Source organism: Rhodobacter xanthinilyticus (assembly GCF_001856665.1).
Classification (GTDB): Bacteria; Pseudomonadota; Alphaproteobacteria; order Rhodobacterales; family Rhodobacteraceae; genus Rhodobacter; species Rhodobacter xanthinilyticus.
On sequence record NZ_CP017781.1, the window covers coordinates 279,521 to 295,708 of the forward strand.

17 protein-coding genes and 1 tRNA gene are annotated in these 16,188 nt (G+C 66.5%); 9 read left to right on the forward strand and 9 right to left on the reverse strand.

Going from position 1 to position 16,188, the window contains the following annotated elements; genetic code table 11:
- Window positions 1-42: 42 nt before the first annotated feature.
- The 8 genes from LPB142_RS01390 (at window position 43) to LPB142_RS01425 (ending at window position 4,975) form a co-directional block, all read left to right on the forward strand.
- Window positions 43-127: transfer RNA gene (locus tag LPB142_RS01390), tRNA-Leu, on the forward strand.
- Window positions 128-287: 160 nt separating this feature from the next.
- Window positions 288-902 carry a ribonuclease D gene (locus LPB142_RS01395; RefSeq protein WP_071165279.1) on the forward strand — a complete coding sequence of 205 codons (615 nt, stop codon included), beginning with the start codon at window positions 288-290 and terminating at the stop codon, window positions 900-902.
- A complete protein-coding gene (locus tag LPB142_RS01400; protein WP_071165280.1) occupies window positions 883-1,839 on the forward strand; it encodes a KpsF/GutQ family sugar-phosphate isomerase in 957 nt (318 codons plus the stop codon). The genes LPB142_RS01395 and LPB142_RS01400 overlap by 20 nt, the downstream gene beginning before the upstream one ends.
- The gene (gene lptC, locus LPB142_RS01405) at window positions 1,839-2,435 is read left to right on the forward strand and encodes an LPS export ABC transporter periplasmic protein LptC (protein WP_071165281.1); all 597 of its coding nucleotides are present in this window, start codon (window positions 1,839-1,841) and stop codon (window positions 2,433-2,435) included. Before LPB142_RS01400 ends, lptC begins: the two co-directional genes overlap by 1 nt.
- A gap of 7 nt (window positions 2,436-2,442) precedes the next feature.
- A complete protein-coding gene (gene lptA / locus LPB142_RS01410; protein ID WP_071165282.1) occupies window positions 2,443-2,925 on the forward strand; it encodes a lipopolysaccharide transport periplasmic protein LptA in 483 nt (160 codons plus the stop codon).
- The gene (lptB, locus tag LPB142_RS01415) at window positions 2,925-3,677 is read left to right on the forward strand and encodes an LPS export ABC transporter ATP-binding protein (RefSeq protein WP_068766391.1); all 753 of its coding nucleotides are present in this window, start codon (window positions 2,925-2,927) and stop codon (window positions 3,675-3,677) included. The genes lptA and lptB overlap by 1 nt, the downstream gene beginning before the upstream one ends.
- A 224-nt stretch (window positions 3,678-3,901) precedes the next feature.
- A complete protein-coding gene (gene hpf, locus LPB142_RS01420) occupies window positions 3,902-4,474 on the forward strand; it encodes a ribosome hibernation-promoting factor, HPF/YfiA family (protein ID WP_068766390.1) in 573 nt (190 codons plus the stop codon).
- Between the two features lie 33 nt (window positions 4,475-4,507).
- Entirely contained in the window at window positions 4,508-4,975 is a 468-nt protein-coding gene (locus LPB142_RS01425) for a PTS sugar transporter subunit IIA (protein WP_068766389.1), read from the forward strand.
- Here the strand turns inward: LPB142_RS01425 and LPB142_RS01430 are convergent, their stop codons facing one another.
- The 9 genes from LPB142_RS01430 to cysQ form a co-directional block, all read right to left on the reverse strand.
- Window positions 4,976-6,373 (reverse strand): nodulation protein NodH, encoded by a 1,398-nt coding sequence (locus tag LPB142_RS01430; protein WP_071165283.1) that lies wholly within the window; start codon window positions 6,371-6,373, stop codon window positions 4,976-4,978. It lies immediately after the preceding gene.
- Window position 6,374: 1 nt separating this feature from the next.
- On the reverse strand, window positions 6,375-8,075 hold the full coding sequence (locus LPB142_RS01435; protein ID WP_071165284.1) for a DUF5927 domain-containing protein: 1,701 nt from the start codon (window positions 8,073-8,075) through the stop codon (window positions 6,375-6,377).
- A gap of 10 nt (window positions 8,076-8,085) precedes the next feature.
- Window positions 8,086-9,096: a glycosyltransferase family 2 protein gene (locus tag LPB142_RS01440; protein ID WP_197474231.1), complete on the reverse strand. Its 1,011-nt coding sequence runs from the start codon at window positions 9,094-9,096 to the stop codon at window positions 8,086-8,088.
- A gap of 47 nt (window positions 9,097-9,143) precedes the next feature.
- Complete coding sequence (locus tag LPB142_RS01445) at window positions 9,144-10,379, reverse strand: glycosyltransferase family 4 protein (RefSeq protein ID WP_156894291.1); 1,236 nt, start codon at window positions 10,377-10,379, stop codon at window positions 9,144-9,146.
- Window positions 10,369-11,355, reverse strand: coding sequence for a UDP-glucose 4-epimerase GalE (gene galE, locus LPB142_RS01450; RefSeq protein WP_071165285.1), 987 nt, complete (start codon window positions 11,353-11,355; stop codon window positions 10,369-10,371). Before galE ends, LPB142_RS01445 begins: the two co-directional genes overlap by 11 nt.
- Before the next feature lie 3 nt (window positions 11,356-11,358).
- Entirely contained in the window at window positions 11,359-12,252 is an 894-nt protein-coding gene (gene galU, locus LPB142_RS01455) for a UTP--glucose-1-phosphate uridylyltransferase GalU (protein WP_071165286.1), read from the reverse strand.
- A 165-nt stretch (window positions 12,253-12,417) separates the two neighbouring features.
- Complete coding sequence (locus LPB142_RS01460; protein ID WP_071165287.1) at window positions 12,418-13,644, reverse strand: glycosyltransferase family 2 protein; 1,227 nt, start codon at window positions 13,642-13,644, stop codon at window positions 12,418-12,420.
- Window positions 13,641-14,441 (reverse strand): 3-deoxy-manno-octulosonate cytidylyltransferase, encoded by an 801-nt coding sequence (locus LPB142_RS01465; protein WP_068766383.1) that lies wholly within the window; start codon window positions 14,439-14,441, stop codon window positions 13,641-13,643. The genes LPB142_RS01460 and LPB142_RS01465 overlap by 4 nt, the downstream gene beginning before the upstream one ends.
- Entirely contained in the window at window positions 14,441-15,235 is a 795-nt protein-coding gene (gene cysQ, locus LPB142_RS01470) for a 3'(2'),5'-bisphosphate nucleotidase CysQ (RefSeq protein WP_068766382.1), read from the reverse strand. Before cysQ ends, LPB142_RS01465 begins: the two co-directional genes overlap by 1 nt.
- 126 nt (window positions 15,236-15,361) lie before the next feature.
- On the opposite strand from cysQ, the gene LPB142_RS01475 reads away from it, so the two are divergent.
- Window positions 15,362-16,183: an ABC transporter permease gene (locus tag LPB142_RS01475; protein WP_068766381.1), complete on the forward strand. Its 822-nt coding sequence runs from the start codon at window positions 15,362-15,364 to the stop codon at window positions 16,181-16,183.
- Window positions 16,184-16,188: the final 5 nt, after the last annotated feature.

Consider the following 16,188-nt stretch of genomic DNA (forward strand, 5'->3'; position numbering starts at 1 on the left):
GACAGCCCCCGCCGGCCCGGATACATCGCCCCCACATCACCGGCCCAGGTGGCGGAATTGGTAGACGCGCACGGTTCAGGTCCGTGTGCCGCAAGGCGTGGAGGTTCGAGTCCTCTTCTGGGCACCAACTCCCTCGGGAGTTTCGCAAGACCCTCGCTCCGGCGAGGGTTTTTCGTTTTCCGCCCCCCGCTGGCCCTCGGCCAAGGCTTGCCGGCCCGGCGCGGCCCCTGTGGCAAAGCCCGCCCAAACCGCTTATATCTCGCGGCGAAAGACCGAAAGGATCCGGCGTGGCCATTCATCTGCATCGCAACGACCTGCCCGAGGGCCTCGATCTCGGGCCCATCGTCGCCATCGACACCGAGACCATGGGCCTCGATCCGCGCCGCGACCGGCTCTGCCTCGTGCAGCTCTCGGCGGGCGACGGCTCGGCCCATCTCGTGCAGATCGCCCGCGGCCAGACCGAGGCGCCGCGCCTGTGCCGGTTGCTCGCCGATCCGGGCACCGAAAAGCTCTTCCATTTCGCCCGATTCGATATCGCCGCGCTCTACAACGCCTTCGGGGTGGTCACCGCGCCGGTCTTCTGCACCAAGATCGCCTCGAAGATGGTGCGCACCTATACCGACCGGCAGGGGCTGAAATATCTCCTGCAAGAGCTCGTCGGCGTCGATATCTCGAAACAGCAGCAGACCTCGGATTGGGGCGCGCCCGAGCTGACCCAGGCGCAGCTCGACTATGCCGCCTCCGATGTGCTGTATCTCCACAAGCTGCGCGCGGTTCTGGCCGAGCGGCTGGCGCGCGAGGGGCGCACCGATCTGGCGCAGGCCTGCTTCGATTTCCTGCCCACCCGGGCGCGGCTCGATCTGCTCGGCTGGGAGGAGCCAAATGACATCTTCCACCACTGAATACCTCGCCACCGCCCGGCGCGTCATCGCCGACGAGATCGAGGGGCTGCGCCAGCTCTCCGAGACGCTCGACGCGGGCTTTGGTGCGGCGGTCGAGCTGATCCTCGGCGCCAAGGGGCGGGTGATCGTCTCGGGCATGGGAAAATCGGGCCATATCGGGCGCAAGATCGCGGCGACACTGGCCTCGACCGGCACGCCCGCGCAATTCGTCCACCCCGCCGAGGCGAGCCATGGCGATCTCGGCATGGTCACCGCGGCCGATGTCGCGCTCGTGCTCTCCAATTCCGGCGAGACGCCGGAGCTTGCCGATCTCATCGCCCATACAAGGCGCTTCGCGATCCCGCTGATCGGCGTCGCCTCGCGCCCCGAGTCGACGCTGCTACGCCAGGCCGATGTCGCGCTCGTGCTGCCGCGCGCGCCCGAGGCCTGCGGCTCGGGCATCGTGCCGACCACCTCGACGACGATGACGCTCGCGCTCGGCGATGCGCTGGCGATCGCGCTGATGGAACATCGCAAGTTCACCCCCGAACATTTCCGCGCCTTCCATCCGGGCGGCAAACTCGGCGCGCGGCTCGCCAAGGTCGGCGATCTGATGCATGCCGAGCTGCCGCTCGTGCCCGAGACCGCGCCGATGTCCGAGGCGCTTCTCGAGATCTCGCGCAAGGGCTTTGGCGTCGTCGGCGTGACCGATGCCACCGGCGCGCTCACCGGCATCATCACCGACGGCGATCTACGCCGCCACATGGACGGCCTTCTGACCCATACCGCGGCCGAGGTGATGACCCGCGCGCCGCGCACCATCGGCCCCGGGGCGCTGGCCGAGGCCGCCGTCGCGCTGATGAACGATCGCAAGATCACCTGCCTTTTCGTGCTGGACGGCGCGCGCCCGGTCGGCATCTTGCATATCCACGATCTTCTGCGCGCCGGGGTGGCCTGATGCATTACGACAACCGCCATTCGATGCTGGTGGCCTGGGCCAAGGTCGCCCTGCCGCTGAGCGCGCTGGCGCTTCTGTCGGTGCTGTTTCTCTTCTCCGGCAAGGCCGACCCGGAGATGGCCCAGCTTTACGCCAAGGTCGATGTCGCCGAGCTCGCGCGCGAGCAGCGCATGACCGCGCCGGAATATTCGGGCATGACCGAGGATGGCGCGGCGCTCACCGTGACCGCGGCCGCCGCCCGCCCCGATACCGATGGCGCGGGCGCCTCCGCCGCCGATCTGAAGGCGAAACTCGAGACGCCGGGCGGCTTCACCGCCGATCTCGCCGCGAAGGCGGGGCGTATCGACCCGGGCTCGGGCGCGATCGTGCTCAGCGATCAGGTCACCGTGCAGACCTCCTCGGGCTACCGGCTCGCGACGACGAAGCTCGAGGTCGCGACCGACCGCACCGCGCTGACCGCGCCCGAGCCCGTGCGCGCCGAGGGGCCCTTCGGCACGATCACCGCCGATCAGATGCGCCTTGGCACCTCCGAGAGCGGCGCGCAGGATCTGGTTTTCAACGGCCACGTTCGGCTGCTATATCAGCCGCAAGAGTGAGGTAATCATGGCGCTTCCGTCCCGCCTTCTGGCCGTTTTCCTGATGCTTGCGCCGCTGCCCGCCAGCGCGCAGCAGGTGGCCTTCGCCGGCCTGCGCGCCGATACCGCCGCCGCGGTCGAGGTCTCGGCCGACAGCCTCACGGTCAACCAGGCCGATGGCACCGCCGTCTTCACCGGCAATGTGGTGATCTCGCAAGGCGACATGCGCCTGAAGGCCGCCACCGTCGAGGTCGAATATGGCGCCGACCGCACCAGGATCGCCCGGCTCCATGCCTCGGGCGGGGTGATGCTCGCCTCCGCCACCGAGGCCGCCGAGGCGCGCGAGGCGGTCTATGAGGTCACCTCCGGCCAGCTCGTGATGACCGGCGATGTCTTGATGACCCAGGGCGAGAATGTCATGTCCGGCCAGAAACTCGCCGTCGATCTGAAGACCGGTACCGGCCAGATGGACGGCCGCGTGCGCACGATCTTGCAGCCGGGAGCCAACTGATGGCCGATCTGAGCCTTGCCGAGGGGACGGGCGGCCTGCGCGTGGTCAAACTGCGCAAGAGCTACCGCAAACGCCCGGTGATCCGCGATGTCTCGCTCGATCTCAACCGCGGCGAGGTTGTGGCGCTGCTCGGCCCGAACGGCTCGGGCAAGACCACCTGCTTTTACAATATCGCCGGCCTGATCACCCCCGATGCGGGCCAGGTTCTGATCGACGGGCGCGAGGTCACCGGCCTGCCGATGTATCGCCGCGCCAAGCTCGGCATCGGCTACCTGCCGCAGGAGGCCTCGATCTTCCGCGGCCTCTCGGTCGAGCAAAACATCATGGCCGTCCTCGAGATCGCCGAGGAAACCCCGCACAAGCGCCGCGAGCGCCTCGAGGAGCTCTTGGGCGATTTCTCGATCGGCCATTTGCGCCACGCCCCGGCGCTTGCGCTCTCGGGCGGCGAGCGGCGGCGCGTCGAAATCGCGCGCTGCCTCGCGGCCGATCCGAAATATCTGCTGCTTGACGAACCCTTCGCCGGCGTCGACCCGATCGCGGTGGGCGAGATCCGCGCCCTCGTCGCCCAGCTCAAGGAGCGCGGCCTTGGCGTGCTGATCACCGATCACAACGTCCGCGAAACCCTCGAAATCGTGGACCGCGCCTATATTCTGCACGACGGCAAGGTGTTGATGTCGGGCACGACCGACGAGGTGGTGCGCGACGAGAATGTGCGCCGCGTCTACCTCGGCCAGAATTTCCGGATCATCTGACGCTGCGCTGCGGCGAAAGTGACCCGTTGACACCCTCCTCAAACCGTTCCCAAATGAGACAAATGCGTGAACATGGCCCCATTGCCCGAGCTCCCTTTCCGCCGATTCCGGCAGGGCTCAGCCATTGCCCGGCGGCCTTTCCGCAGACCCCCTTTCAAGCATTTAACCGGACGGAAACCTGGATGTGTCATCCCGGTTCCGGCCACTGACGTGAAGGAGAAGCCATGCGGTATCAGATCAGCGGAAAACAGCTCGACGTGGGTGAAGCTCTGCAATCCCATGTGAAGTCTGAACTCGGCGAAACGGTGGACAAATACATGCAACGTCCCACCGATGCGACCGTGGTATTTTCGCGCAATGCGCATGAGTTCCTGTGCGAGGCGACCGTGCACCTGTCGACCGGGCTGACCGCCACGGCGACCGGCCACGCGACCGAAGTCTATGCGGCTTTCGATCAATGCCGCGAGAAAATGGACAAGCAGCTGCGCCGCCACAAACGCCGCCTGAAAGACCACCACCGCGAGCGTTCACAACCTGTTGAATTCGACGCAGCCGGGCTGTATGTGCTCGCCGCGGAAGATGACGAGTCGGCCGAGGGCGACAGCCTCGCTCCCGTGATCGTGGCCGAGATGGAGACCAAGGTCCCCACGATCTCGGTCGGCGAGGCGGTGATGCAGATGGAGCTCTCCGACAAGCCGTTGCTCGTGTTCCGCAACGAGAAACATGGCGGGGTCAATGTCGTCTATCGCCGTGAAGACGGCCATGTCGGCTGGATCGACCCGCGCAACAGCAAGTGAGCGCCTGACATGGCAGGCGCGGAAAAAGGACAGATGGATCTTTCCACCCTGCTCAAGCCGGGCGCCGTCAAGGTGCTGGCCAATGTGACGAGCAAGAAGCGCCTGTTTCAGGATCTCGGTGATATCGCGCATTCAGCCTACGGGCTGGATGCCACCCAGACCGTGGACGCGCTGCAGGAGCGCGAAACCCTCGGGCCGACCGGCGTCGGCCATGGGGTCGCGCTGCCGCATGCGCGTCTGCATGGGCTGAAAACGGTCGTGGGGGTGTTCCTGCGGCTGGAAAAATCGCTCGATTTCGATGCGGTGGATCGTCTGCCCGTCGATCTCGTCTTCGCGCTCTTCGCGCCGAAGGATTCGGGCGTCGATCATCTCAAGGCGCTGGCGCTCGTCTCGCGGACCATGCGCAACGCCGAAACCTGTGCGAAACTGCGCGCCAATACCGATCCGGCGGCGCTGCATGCGGTGCTGACCGCGGCGCAGGGCGGCGCGCAAGCGGCCTGATCAGGCCGCCCGCCACGCCCCGAACCCGAATTGCATGAAATCGCGCGTGTAAGCCTCGCGCGCGGCCGCCTCGAGCTCGTCGGTCCAGACGGAGGCGAGCTTGACCGGCGCGGTATCGGCCTCGGGCGCGGCAAAGGCCGGCGCCGCGACCCCGGCGGCGCGCGCCAGATAGGCCAGATCCTCCGCGAGGCTCTCCTCCCGCGCCAGCAGATCGGGCGCGGAAAACCCGGCAAAGGCCTGCACCATCGCCGACTGGCTCGCCCAGATCGCCTGCACCGGCAGGCTCGTCTGCGCATTCAGATTGGCCTTGAGCCAGCGCAGCCACGCCAAGAGCGCCGCGCCATAATCCCCCGCGCCGAGCGCCTTGCCCTCCTCGGGCAGCGGCAGCTTGTAGGTCTTGCGCAACACCGCCCGCGTCTCCGCCATCCCCGGCCAGGCGAGCACCGCCGCAAAGGCCAGATGCGCCCGCATCAACGGGTGGCGCAGCACCGCGAAACTGCGATGCCCCGGGTGGCGGCGCTTCCATTGCCGCAGGGTCTTTTGCGAAAACGCCTCCTCGAGCGGCCCGATCTTCGCCAGCCAATCGCGCACCGGCGCATCGAGCGCGGGCCGGATCGGCATGTAAAGCAGCCCCGCCTCCTTGCACGCCACGAAGCCGGGCACATTGGGCCCCCGGCGCGGCTCGAAATTCGGCGTGCGCGAGAGGTTGAAACGGTCCATCCGCGCCAGCGACGCCTCCATCGCCGGGAAATTGCCGACCTTCGCCTCCAAGGGCTCGGGGTTTTGCGGCACGAGGCTCGAGGGCAGCGCCTCGAGCCGGTCGGCCACGCCCAGCCATTCCGCCAGCCCGTTCAGCACGCCAAGATCCTGCGCATCCTCGTAATCGATGTAAAACGCCGTCTGGCCGCTCACCTGCAACCCATGCATCAGCCGGATCTGAAACGCCTGCAGCTCGCCCAGATGCGCCTCGAACTCGCCCGCGTCAAAGAGCGCCTGCGCCGCCTTGCGGTGGCGCGCATCGCCGAGCTTCCATTGCCCCGTCGCCCGCGCGATCTTCAGGCTCACATAGCTCTCGATCGGGTTGCGCGTCAGCACGATCTTGGCACAGCGCCGGTCGGCGAGCATCTCGTCGAGCACGCGCGGGTCATGGTCGTGGAAATAGCGACAGCCGTTGAGCCCCTCGGCCCGCCGGATCCGCCGCCACAGCTCATGCGGATCGGCGTCGCGCTCGGCCATGCTCACGCCCAGAAGCTCCGCCCGTTTCGGATAGCCGATCAGCGCCGGGTTGAACGCCTCGCCGTGGCAACACACCCCCTTGAGCTCGTTCAGCGCCGCCTCGAGCAGGTTCGAGCCGGTGCGCATCTCGGCGAAAATCACGAAGCTCTCGAAATTCGGCATGTCACTTCACAAGATAGGGGCGCCCGCGGCGCAGGGAATTGGGGCGCGGGTCGCCGCCGACGGGGAAATCCCCCATCAGCCGCGGCTGCATCCCCTGGTTTTTCAAATTCTGCAGGAATTGCCCGAAGCCGGTCAGGTCGACCATCTGCGGCGCCTCGGTCAGCCGCCGCGTCGCGCGCGGGCTGATCTCGTCGATGATCGTCTGCAGGGGCTCCATCGGGTTCTCGATGAAATCCGCCATCGTCCAGATCCGCACCCGCGCCTTCACATACATCGAGCGCAGGATCGTCACATGCGCGAGCTCGATATTTTGCAGCCGCGCCGCCTCGCGCCGGATCTCGGCGAAATTCAGGTTCGAGCGGAACAGCGGCACCGCCCAGGCGCCGGTGATCACCGAGATCTGCGCATTCGGGTCGGTCGCGGTGAACCAGTCGATATCCTTCTGCGTGTCGCGCGGCGAATACATGAAACACTGCCGCTCGCCGCGCGAGTTCCAGATCACATTGGTCAGGAAGGCGCGCGGGTTGTAATCGCGCAAGATCGCCGAATCGGGCAGACAGCCGTTGAACATCGCGTCGCCGCCGGCAAATTCGGCGCGCTCGGGCGCGAAAAGGTGCCCATGCACCCGCGCGCCGACATGTTTCGAGAGCCACCCCTCGAAATTCTCGAAGAGGTCGGTGAAGCCCTGAAACACCGAATAGGGCGCCGAGGTCTTGCCGTTTTCGCGGTCTTTCAGCGGGAAGCGGCTTTGCATGTAAAGGCCCGGGCGGCCCTTCGTGCGCCGCTCGACCGCCTTCGAGAACAGCCGGTCGATCTTGGCGGGGTTCGGCTCGGCGGGGGTCTCGGAGGCCGCGCGCGGCGACAGAAACGCGCTGTAGAGCCGGTCGGCCTTGGGCCAGATCTTGCGCGCGACAAAACAATCCGACCGGCGCAGGAGCTGCAGGTGATCGTCGTAGAAGATATGCGGCTTGCCCTGGAAATCGAACTTCGAGAGCGTGAGCGAGCGGCTCTCGATCGAGGTGGCATAGAGCCGCGCGAGCGTCTGGAAATAGCTCTCGTCGGGGATCCAGACCTTCTTGAAATAGCGGTCGTAGGCCGGGCGCTCGGGGTCTTGCAAGATCGCGCTGAGCGTCTGGCGGGTCAGGCACCACCATTGGCTGCCCAGATGCGGCACCAGCCCGTCGGGGATCCGCCGTTTCAGGCCGAGCCGGCGCTGGAGCGCGACATAGCGGTCGAAGAGCCGCCGCTGGGTCTTCCATGAGAACGGGAAGCGCAGCGTGAAGCGCTCCATGTCGATGCCGCCGACCGTCCAGCCGACATCGGCGGTCGTCACGCTCTCGATGAAATCGGTCTGCGGGCGGGCGTCGAGATAATCGGTGAGCTCCTGCACCGGGCGCAGCGGCAGGCAGGCCCCCGAGGCGAGGTAGACATGGCGCACCTCCTCATGGCGCGCGAGCATCTGCTCGGCCCCCGCCTGCGCCGCGGCGACGAGCGACCAGGTGCCCCAATCGCATTTGAACCGCTTGCAGAAGGAGACATTGGGCAGATCGGCCAGGCTGCGCCCGAGCGCGCCGAATTCATGCGCGGGCACGCGCTTGTCGACATGGATGACCACCGGCGCGTCATGTTCGGCCCAGTAGCGCGCGACCTGCGCGGCCCGGTCGAGCGCCGTGTGGCACATCATGATGAAGCCGACCGTCACCCGCGCCCCCTCACGCCCAGTTGCCCTTCGACATCAGCCCGAGGATCTCGAGCTGGCGCCAGTTGATATATTTCTCCGACCATTTGCACCACAGATCGGGCTCGCGCGCGAGCTTGTCGGAATAGGCCTTGTATTCGCGCGAGCCGGCGAAATGTTCGCGCCGCTCGAGCTCCTCGGCGACCTTGGCGGTCAGCGGCGAGAGGAATTTCGCATGGAGCAGACAGCCCGACGCCTTCTCGCCGCCCCATTCGTCATAAACCGTATTCAGCCCGCGCGGCAGGATCATATGGGTCGAGGAGGCGAAAGCGAAGCCCTTCTCCCATTTCACCAGCGGGATCTTGTTCAGCGAAGGCGCCGCCAAGGGCTTGTCCGCAAAGAACATTCTTGCCCGCGGCCCGCCCTGGATCCAGAGGTTGTGAAATTCCGTATTTTTGGAAATCATGTAATTCCCGCTGTCGAACCAGCAGGCGATCTCGAACGGGTCCTGCCCCTCGCGATAGGGCTCGGCATCGATCGGGCCCTTGGGATACATGTCGAGCAACATCGCCGGGAAAGAGCGGATGTGATAGGTGTCGAGCCAGTCGGTCAGCGCGTTGATCGGCCGGGTGTCGCAAAACGGGTAGACGAAGAACTCATCCGGGTCGACCGTCAGCGTCCAATGCCCGGTGCCGTATTTGCGCAAGAGCCAGTTCATCCAGTCGACCCCGAAACGCGAGCGCTTGTAGCTCGCCTCGGTCCGCCAGAGCGAGACATCCTCCTGCGCGGCGAGATACTCGGCCGAGCCGTCGTCCGAGCCGTTGTCGACGATCAGGAAATGCCCGATCCCGAGCTCGCGGTAATAGCGCAGGAAGAACGGCAGCCGGATCCGCTCATTGCGCAGCGTGACGAAGGCGAGCACATCGCCCTTGCGGATCGCGCCGGTGCGCTCGGCAACAGCCGTCAGCTCGCGGCGTTTGCGAAACGCGCGGAACAGGAAACGCTTGCGTTTGAGGCGCAGGCGATATGACGTCCGAATGCTCACTCCGACCCTCTCCCGCAGGCTTGTCGCAGGGGTTCAGATTGTTTCTCTCACATCTTGTTTAAGACGAGATTGAAATGGTCTGTCCATGTCGGGATGACAATCCTGTCCGATTTTTCCCCGACCGCCCCGTGACCAGCCCGATTTTCCTCGGCCAGTTCCATTATCTTTGTCGCCCAATCATAGCTGTCGTCGGGGTTTGCGTAAATGGCTCTATTGCCAAGCAATTCCCCCGTGACAGGCAGCGGCGCGGCGATCACCTTCGTGCCGCGCCCGGCGGCCTCGAGGAGCGGCAGCCCGAATCCTTCCGCGCGCGAGGGCATCAAAAGCGCATGCGCCCCCGCCACCAGCGCCGCGACAGCGCCATCGCTGAGCCCTGCGAGCTCATGCACCACGCCCTTGAGGGCCCCGAGATGGTCGAGCCGCGCAAAAACTTCGGCGTTGCGCCAGCCGCGCCGCCCGAGGATCAGAAGCCGCGGCGCCGCCTCCGGCCCCTTGCGGCGCAAGATCTCCTCCCAGGCGTCGAGCAGGACCGCGTGGTTCTTGCGCGGCTCGATCGTGCCGAGCGTCACGAAATAATCGGGCATCAGATCGAGATCGGCCGGGATCGCGGCGGGCTCGGGCGCCACCAGATCGACCCCCAGCGGCGCAACGAGACACCGCCCCGCCGCCGCGGGCGCATGGCGCGCGACATCGGCCGCCGTGGCCGCCGAATTGCAGATCAAGACATCCGCCTGCGCCGCCGCGGCCGCAAGCGCGGCGCGAAACCGCTCCGGCTCGCCCTCGTTGGCAAATTGCGGGAAATCGAGCGGGATCGTGTCGTGGATCATCACACCCGCGCGCAGCCCCGGCACGCGCTTGAGCCGCCGCAGGGTCTCCGGGCGCAGCGTCGTCTGCCCGACGTTGAGATAGCTCGCCGGCTGCGGCAGGTTGCGCGCGAGAAGCCCGGTGAGCCCCCGATGCCCCGCCCGCGCCATCGCCCGCGCCCGCAACGCCGCCTCGAGCCGCGCCCGCGCCGTGAACCGCCCGCGCAGCCGGTCGATCCAGGCCGGGCAGGGCAGCGTCTCGGGCGCGCTCAGCCCCGCGAGCAGGATCTCCGCCGCCTTGCCCGGCAGGAGGAGGAACCCGTAAGAGGTGCGGCACAAGAGATAGAGCGGCACCGGCGCGCGGCAGAGCGCCTGCAGATAGGCCATCTCGACCCGGTCCACCCCGGTCAACGGCCCGAGGCCAACGCGCGAGACAAGCCGCGTGATATCGAGCAGTCGCGCGGCGGGCTCAGCTCTCATAGCTGCCGGTTTGATGCCAACGCCAGGCATCGGCGATCATCGTCGCGAGATCGGCGCGCTTGGGCGCCCAGCCGAGCGTCTCGAGCGCCTTGGTCGAGCCCGAGACCAGCACCGCCGCATCGCCCGGCCGCCGGTCGCCCTCGGTGATCGGCACCTCGCGGTTGGTCACCGCGCGGGAGGCGGCAATCACCTCGCGCACCGAAAAGCCCTTGCCGGTGCCGAGGCAGAAGATCTCGGAGCCCTTGCCCGCCTCGAGCCATTGCAGCCCGAGCACATGGGCGTCCACGAGGTCGGAGACATGGACGTAATCGCGGATGCAGGTGCCGTCGGGCGTCGCGTAATCCGAGCCGAAGACGGTGAGCGCCGGGCGCCGGCCGTCGATCGCATCGAGCATCAGCGGGATCAGATGGGTCTCGGGGCGGTGGAACTCGCCGACCTCCGCCTCCGGGTCGCAGCCCGCCACGTTGAAATAGCGGAAGATCACCGAGTTGAGCCCGTGGCTCGCGCCGAAATCGCGCAGCATGTCCTCGATGGCGCGTTTCGAGCCGCCATAGGCGTTGATCGGCGCCTGACGCGTGCCCTCGTCGAGCACCACGCCATCCTGGTCGCCATAGGTCGCGCAGGTCGAGGAGAAGACGAAATCGAGGCAGCCGGCCGCAACCGCCGCCTCGATCAGCGTGAGAGAGGAGAGCACGTTCCCGCGCCAGTATTTGCCCGGGTCCTTCATCGATTCGCCGACGAGGCTGAGCGCGGCGAAATGCATCACCGCGACGGGCTTCCACTTGGCGAAGACCTCGTCGAGCCGCGCGCGATCGGCCAGATCGCCCTCTTCGAGAGGGCCGAACTTGACCGCCTCGCGCCAGCCGGTGACGAAGCTGTCATAGGTGACCGGCACATAGCCCGCCGCCCGCAACGCCTTGCAGGCATGCGAGCCGATGTAGCCCGCGCCCCCCGTGACCAGAACGTGCTTCGCCATCCGTTATTCCGCGGCCGTGCGCATCGCCATGATGTCGCTCAGGTAATCGCCGAATTCGTCGCGCAGATCCTCGCGGGCGAGGCCGAAAGCCACCGTCGCCTGCAGGAAGCCCGCCTTCGAGCCGCAGTCATAGCGCTGCCCGCGGAAGCGGAAGCCATAGACCGGGTTGCCCTTTTCGATCTCCTCGGCGATCGCGTCGGTGAGCTGGATCTCGCCGCCGGCGCCCTCTTTCTTCTTGTTGAGGTTCTGCATGACCTGCGGGGTCAGGATATAGCGCCCGATCACCGCGAGGTTCGAGGGCGCCTCTTCGGCCTTCGGCTTCTCGACCATGCCCTTGACCTTGACCATCGCGCCCATGTCGTCCTCGATGTCGAGGATCCCGTAGGAGGAGGTGCGCTCCTGCGGCACTTCCATCGCGGCGACGACGTTGCCGCCGGTCTCCTGATAGGCTTCCATCATCTGCTGCAGACAGGGTTTGTCGGCGGCGATGACGTCATCGGTGAGCAGCACGGCGAAGGGTTCGTTGCCGAGCATCCGGCGCGCACACCAGACCGCATGGCCAAGCCCGAGCGGGCGGTTCTGCCGCACATAGGCGATCGCGCCCGAATCCATGTTGGTGGTTTTCAGCGTCTCGAGAAGGTCGGTCTTGCCCTTCTTGCGCAGCGAGGCTTCGAGCTCGGGCGCATCGTCGAAATAATCCTCAAGCGCCGATTTGCCGCGCGAGGTGACGAAGATGAACTCCTTGATGCCCGCCGCGCGCGCCTCGTCGATCGCATATTGGATCAGCGGCTTGTCGACGAGCGTCAGGATCTCTTTCGGGATCGACTTCGTCGCGGGAAGGAAGCGGGTGCCCAGACCGGCGACAGGAAAAATCGCCTTCGTGACCTTGCGTTTCATAACTCACCTAAATTGGTTGGCGACAAAATGCCGCCACTGCCCGGGAATTGTAGCTTTGTTTGCAGGGGCAAAACAAGGCGCCGCCCCCTCATGGGTAAACGTTAACGCAAATTTGTGCCTATCAGATGACCGTTTGCGCAAACAATTCTCACGCTGTGCACGCGCTCACCGCGCCGGGCACCGAAATCGCGCGACGCGGGCGCGTTCGCGCGCCACGCGGGCGGCGAAGGAGACCGGCTGGAATCGCTGCTCCTCGCGTTCGGCCCGGCCCCAGAGCCCGCCGTTCTGCTCCCAATAACCATCCGGGTGGAACCAGAGCCGGTGGCGGCGCACCGAGGGCCCGAAAAGCAGGAGCGTGACGATCTCGCCGCGGGCGGCGGCGCGGGCGGCGGCGGGGCGCTTGCGCCAGGCCTGCCAGACGCGGCCCGCGATCGTGCGGCAGGGGCGGGGCCCCGCGGGGAAGGGCAGGAACGCGGCGCCCGCGGGCGCGATCGGCGCCAGCGCCGTGAGCGGGCGCGCCGCCCCCTCGGCAAGCCCCGCCTCGAGGCTGCGCAACAGCCCCGCGATCTCCTGCGGCTCAAGCCCGCCGCCGACCATATAACCCAGCAGCCGCGCGCGCTGCGCCGCGAGGAGCCGCGCCCTCGCCTCGGTGAAATCGGGGCCATCGGGGGCATATTTGCGCCAAAACAGCATCGAGGACGCGCCGATCTCGCTCAGATCGGTGGGCGCGCGGTCGACCGAGCGGCGCGCCGAGGCGGCAAAGCCGTGATGCACCTGCGCCTCGGGCACGATCGCGGTCAGCCCCCCCTCGGCGGCGAGTCGCATGTTGAGATCGGTCTCGTCGAGGTAGAACCGGAACGCCGGGTCGAAGCCTCCGAGCCGCAGCAGACCCTCGCGGCGAAAGGCGCTGTTGGTGCCCTCGGTGCGCACGACCCGCGCGCCGGGGGTATGCAGGCTGGGCGCCGCCTCATCGACCTCGAGCGGGTGATGATAGCCCCAGACATCGGTCCAGCTCGCCTTCCACTGAAAGGAAATGCCATTGCGCCCGCGCACGAACCCCCCCGCCGCCACCACCCGCGGGTCGGCAAACGGCGCGCTCAGGCGCGTGAGCCAGGTCGGCTCGGGCACCGCATCATCGTCGATGAAGGCGACAACCGGCGCCGCGGCCTGCGCGAGCCCCGCATTGCGCGCGGCCGAGATATTGGCCGCGTCAAACGCCACCGTCTTCACCGGCCGCCCCGCGCAAACCGCGATGCCCGCCGGGTCCGCGACCACGATCACCTCGAAATCAGGGTGGTCGAGCTGGCCCAGCGCGGTCAACAGCCGGGCCAGCGCATCGGGCCGGTGGCGCGAGACGACAATCACGCTCGTCCGCGCCGCCGAATCACTCATTCGAGGCCCATGCCCGCCATCATCGCCTCGATCCGGGCGACATCGGAGGGGTTGTTGAGCTCCCAGAACTCGCGCCCGCGCGCCTCGACCTCGGCGCAGAGCACCGCGCGGCCGTTCTCGAGGAAGCGCAGCTGCTCGAGGCCCTCGAGCGTCTCGAGCGGCCCGACCGGCCAGCTCGGATAGGCCGCCAGCGTCTCGGGGCGGTAGGCGTAGACGCCGACATGGTGGAAGACCGGCGTCGGCTCGGCGGGGCCATAGCCCTTGCCGGTGTAGGGGATCACTTCCTTGGAGAAGTAGAGCCCGCGGTTGCCGGCGCCGAAGACCGCGGTGGTGCCGCCGACGCGGCCCTGGGCGCGGTCTTCGCGCAGGCTGGCGAGCATCGCGCCCTCGCAGCGCAGAACCGGGGTGGCGAGCTCGGCCCAGGGGTTGGCCTCGAGGCCCTTGATCAGATCCTCGATGAACCAGGCCGGGGTGAGCGGCGCATCGCCTTGCAGGTTGACGACGATGTCATAGCCGCCGCCGATATTGGCATAGGCCTCGGCGCAGCGCTCGGTGCCGTTGGCGCAATCGACCGAGGTCATCACCACCTCGGCGCCGAAGCGCTCGGCCTCGGCCTTGATGCGGTCATCATCGGTGGCGACGACGACGCGGTCGACGCCCTTGACCGCCATCGCGGCCTCCCAGCTGCGCTGGATCAGGGTCTTGGCCACGCCGCTCGCGCCGGTCAGGGCGACGAGGGGTTTGGCGGGGTAGCGGGTCGACGCATAGCGCGCCGGAATCACGATCAGGACAGACATCATTTCACCAGAAGAACGCCGGGAGCAAAGGCGATGAAGAACGGGTTTGCGAAGCCTTCCTTGCCATAGGTGAAGGGGCTGTGGTCATCGAATCGCACCATCTCGCCGCCCGCGCCGCGCAAAACCGCATCGCCCGCCGCGGTATCCCATTCCATCGTGCGGCCAAGCCGCGGGTAGAGATCGGCCTCGCCCGTCGCCACCAGACAGAATTTCAGCGACGAGCCCGCCGAGGTCATGTCCTTCACGGCATATTGCGCGATGTAATCATCGGTCGCCTGATCGCGGTGCGATTTCGAGGCCACCACCATCAGCCCGCGATTGTCGGGCACCGAGACGGTGATCGGGGTCTGCGGGCCGATCACCTCCTTGTCGAAAGCGCCGGTCTCTTCGACCGAACGGCCATCGGCGAGCGTATAGAAGAGCCGCCCCTTGGCCGGCGCATAGACCACGCCCCGCAGCGGCACGCCGTTCTCGACATAGGCGATATTGACCGTGAAATCGCCGCGACGCTGGACAAATTCCTTCGTGCCATCAAGGGGATCGACGATCAGGAAGGTCGAGACCGCCTGCGCATGGCTCGCCGCCTGCTCCTCGGTCACCAGCGCCATCGCCGGGAACGCCTCCGCCAGACCCGCCGAGATCAGCGCATCGGCGGCCTCATCGGCCTCGGTCACCGGCGAGGCATCGGATTTCGTCTTCACCTCGAAATCGGGGGAATTGTAGATCTCCATGATCTTGTCGCCGGCCTCCAGCGCAAGGCGGCGCATCACATTGACAAGACGATCGAAGTCCATTTTTCCTCCATTCGGCCCTGATCCGGCCCGATTGCCATGTTGTTCCCTTGATCTTATGATGCCACGCTAAGGGAACGGCAAGTTTTCCGGGGCATAATCTCGTCGAAGCGCCAAAACGGCAGGGCCATGTTCAGAGCAGAACGCAGCAATTCGACCCTCGGATCCACCTTCAGCATGCTGGAGCTGATCTACCACGCCACCGTGCGCCAGATCCGCAAATCGCATGGCAACGCGATCTACGGCCTCCTGATGAACATCTTTCAGACGGTGATGCTCGTCCTCGTCTTCTATGTGATGTTCTTCGTCTTCGGCCTGCGCGGCAATTCGGTGCGCGGCGATTTCCTGCTCTATGTGATGAGCGGGATCTTCCTGTTCCTGACCCATACCAAGACGATGGGCGCGGTCTTCGCCGCCGAGGGGCCGACCTCGCAGATGATGAAACACGCGCCGATGACCACCGCAGTCTCGATCACCTCGGCGGCGCTGGGCGTGCTCTATATCCAGGTGCTCTCGGTGGTGGTGGTGCTCTATCTCTACCACGCCGCCTTCACGCCGATCGAGATTTATGACTGGGTCGGCGCCATGGCGATGCTGCTGCTGTCGTGGTTCGTCGGGCTCGCGATCGGGCTGGTATTCCTCGCGATAAAGCCCTGGGCGCCCGATGTCGTCTCGATCGTCCAGCAGATCTATTCGCGCGCGAACATGATCGCCTCGGGCAAGATGTTCCTCGCCAATACCCTGCCGCACAAGATGTTGGTGCTGTTCAACTGGAACCCGCTCTTCCACACCATCGATCAGGCGCGCGGCTATACGTTCATCAACTACAACCCGCATTATTCGAACTGGGAATATCCGCTCTATGTGGCGCTTGCGCTGCTGATGCTCGGGCTGATGGGGGAATATTACACCCGCCAATATGCCTCGATCAGCTGGGGCGCGAAGCGCTGAAGCGG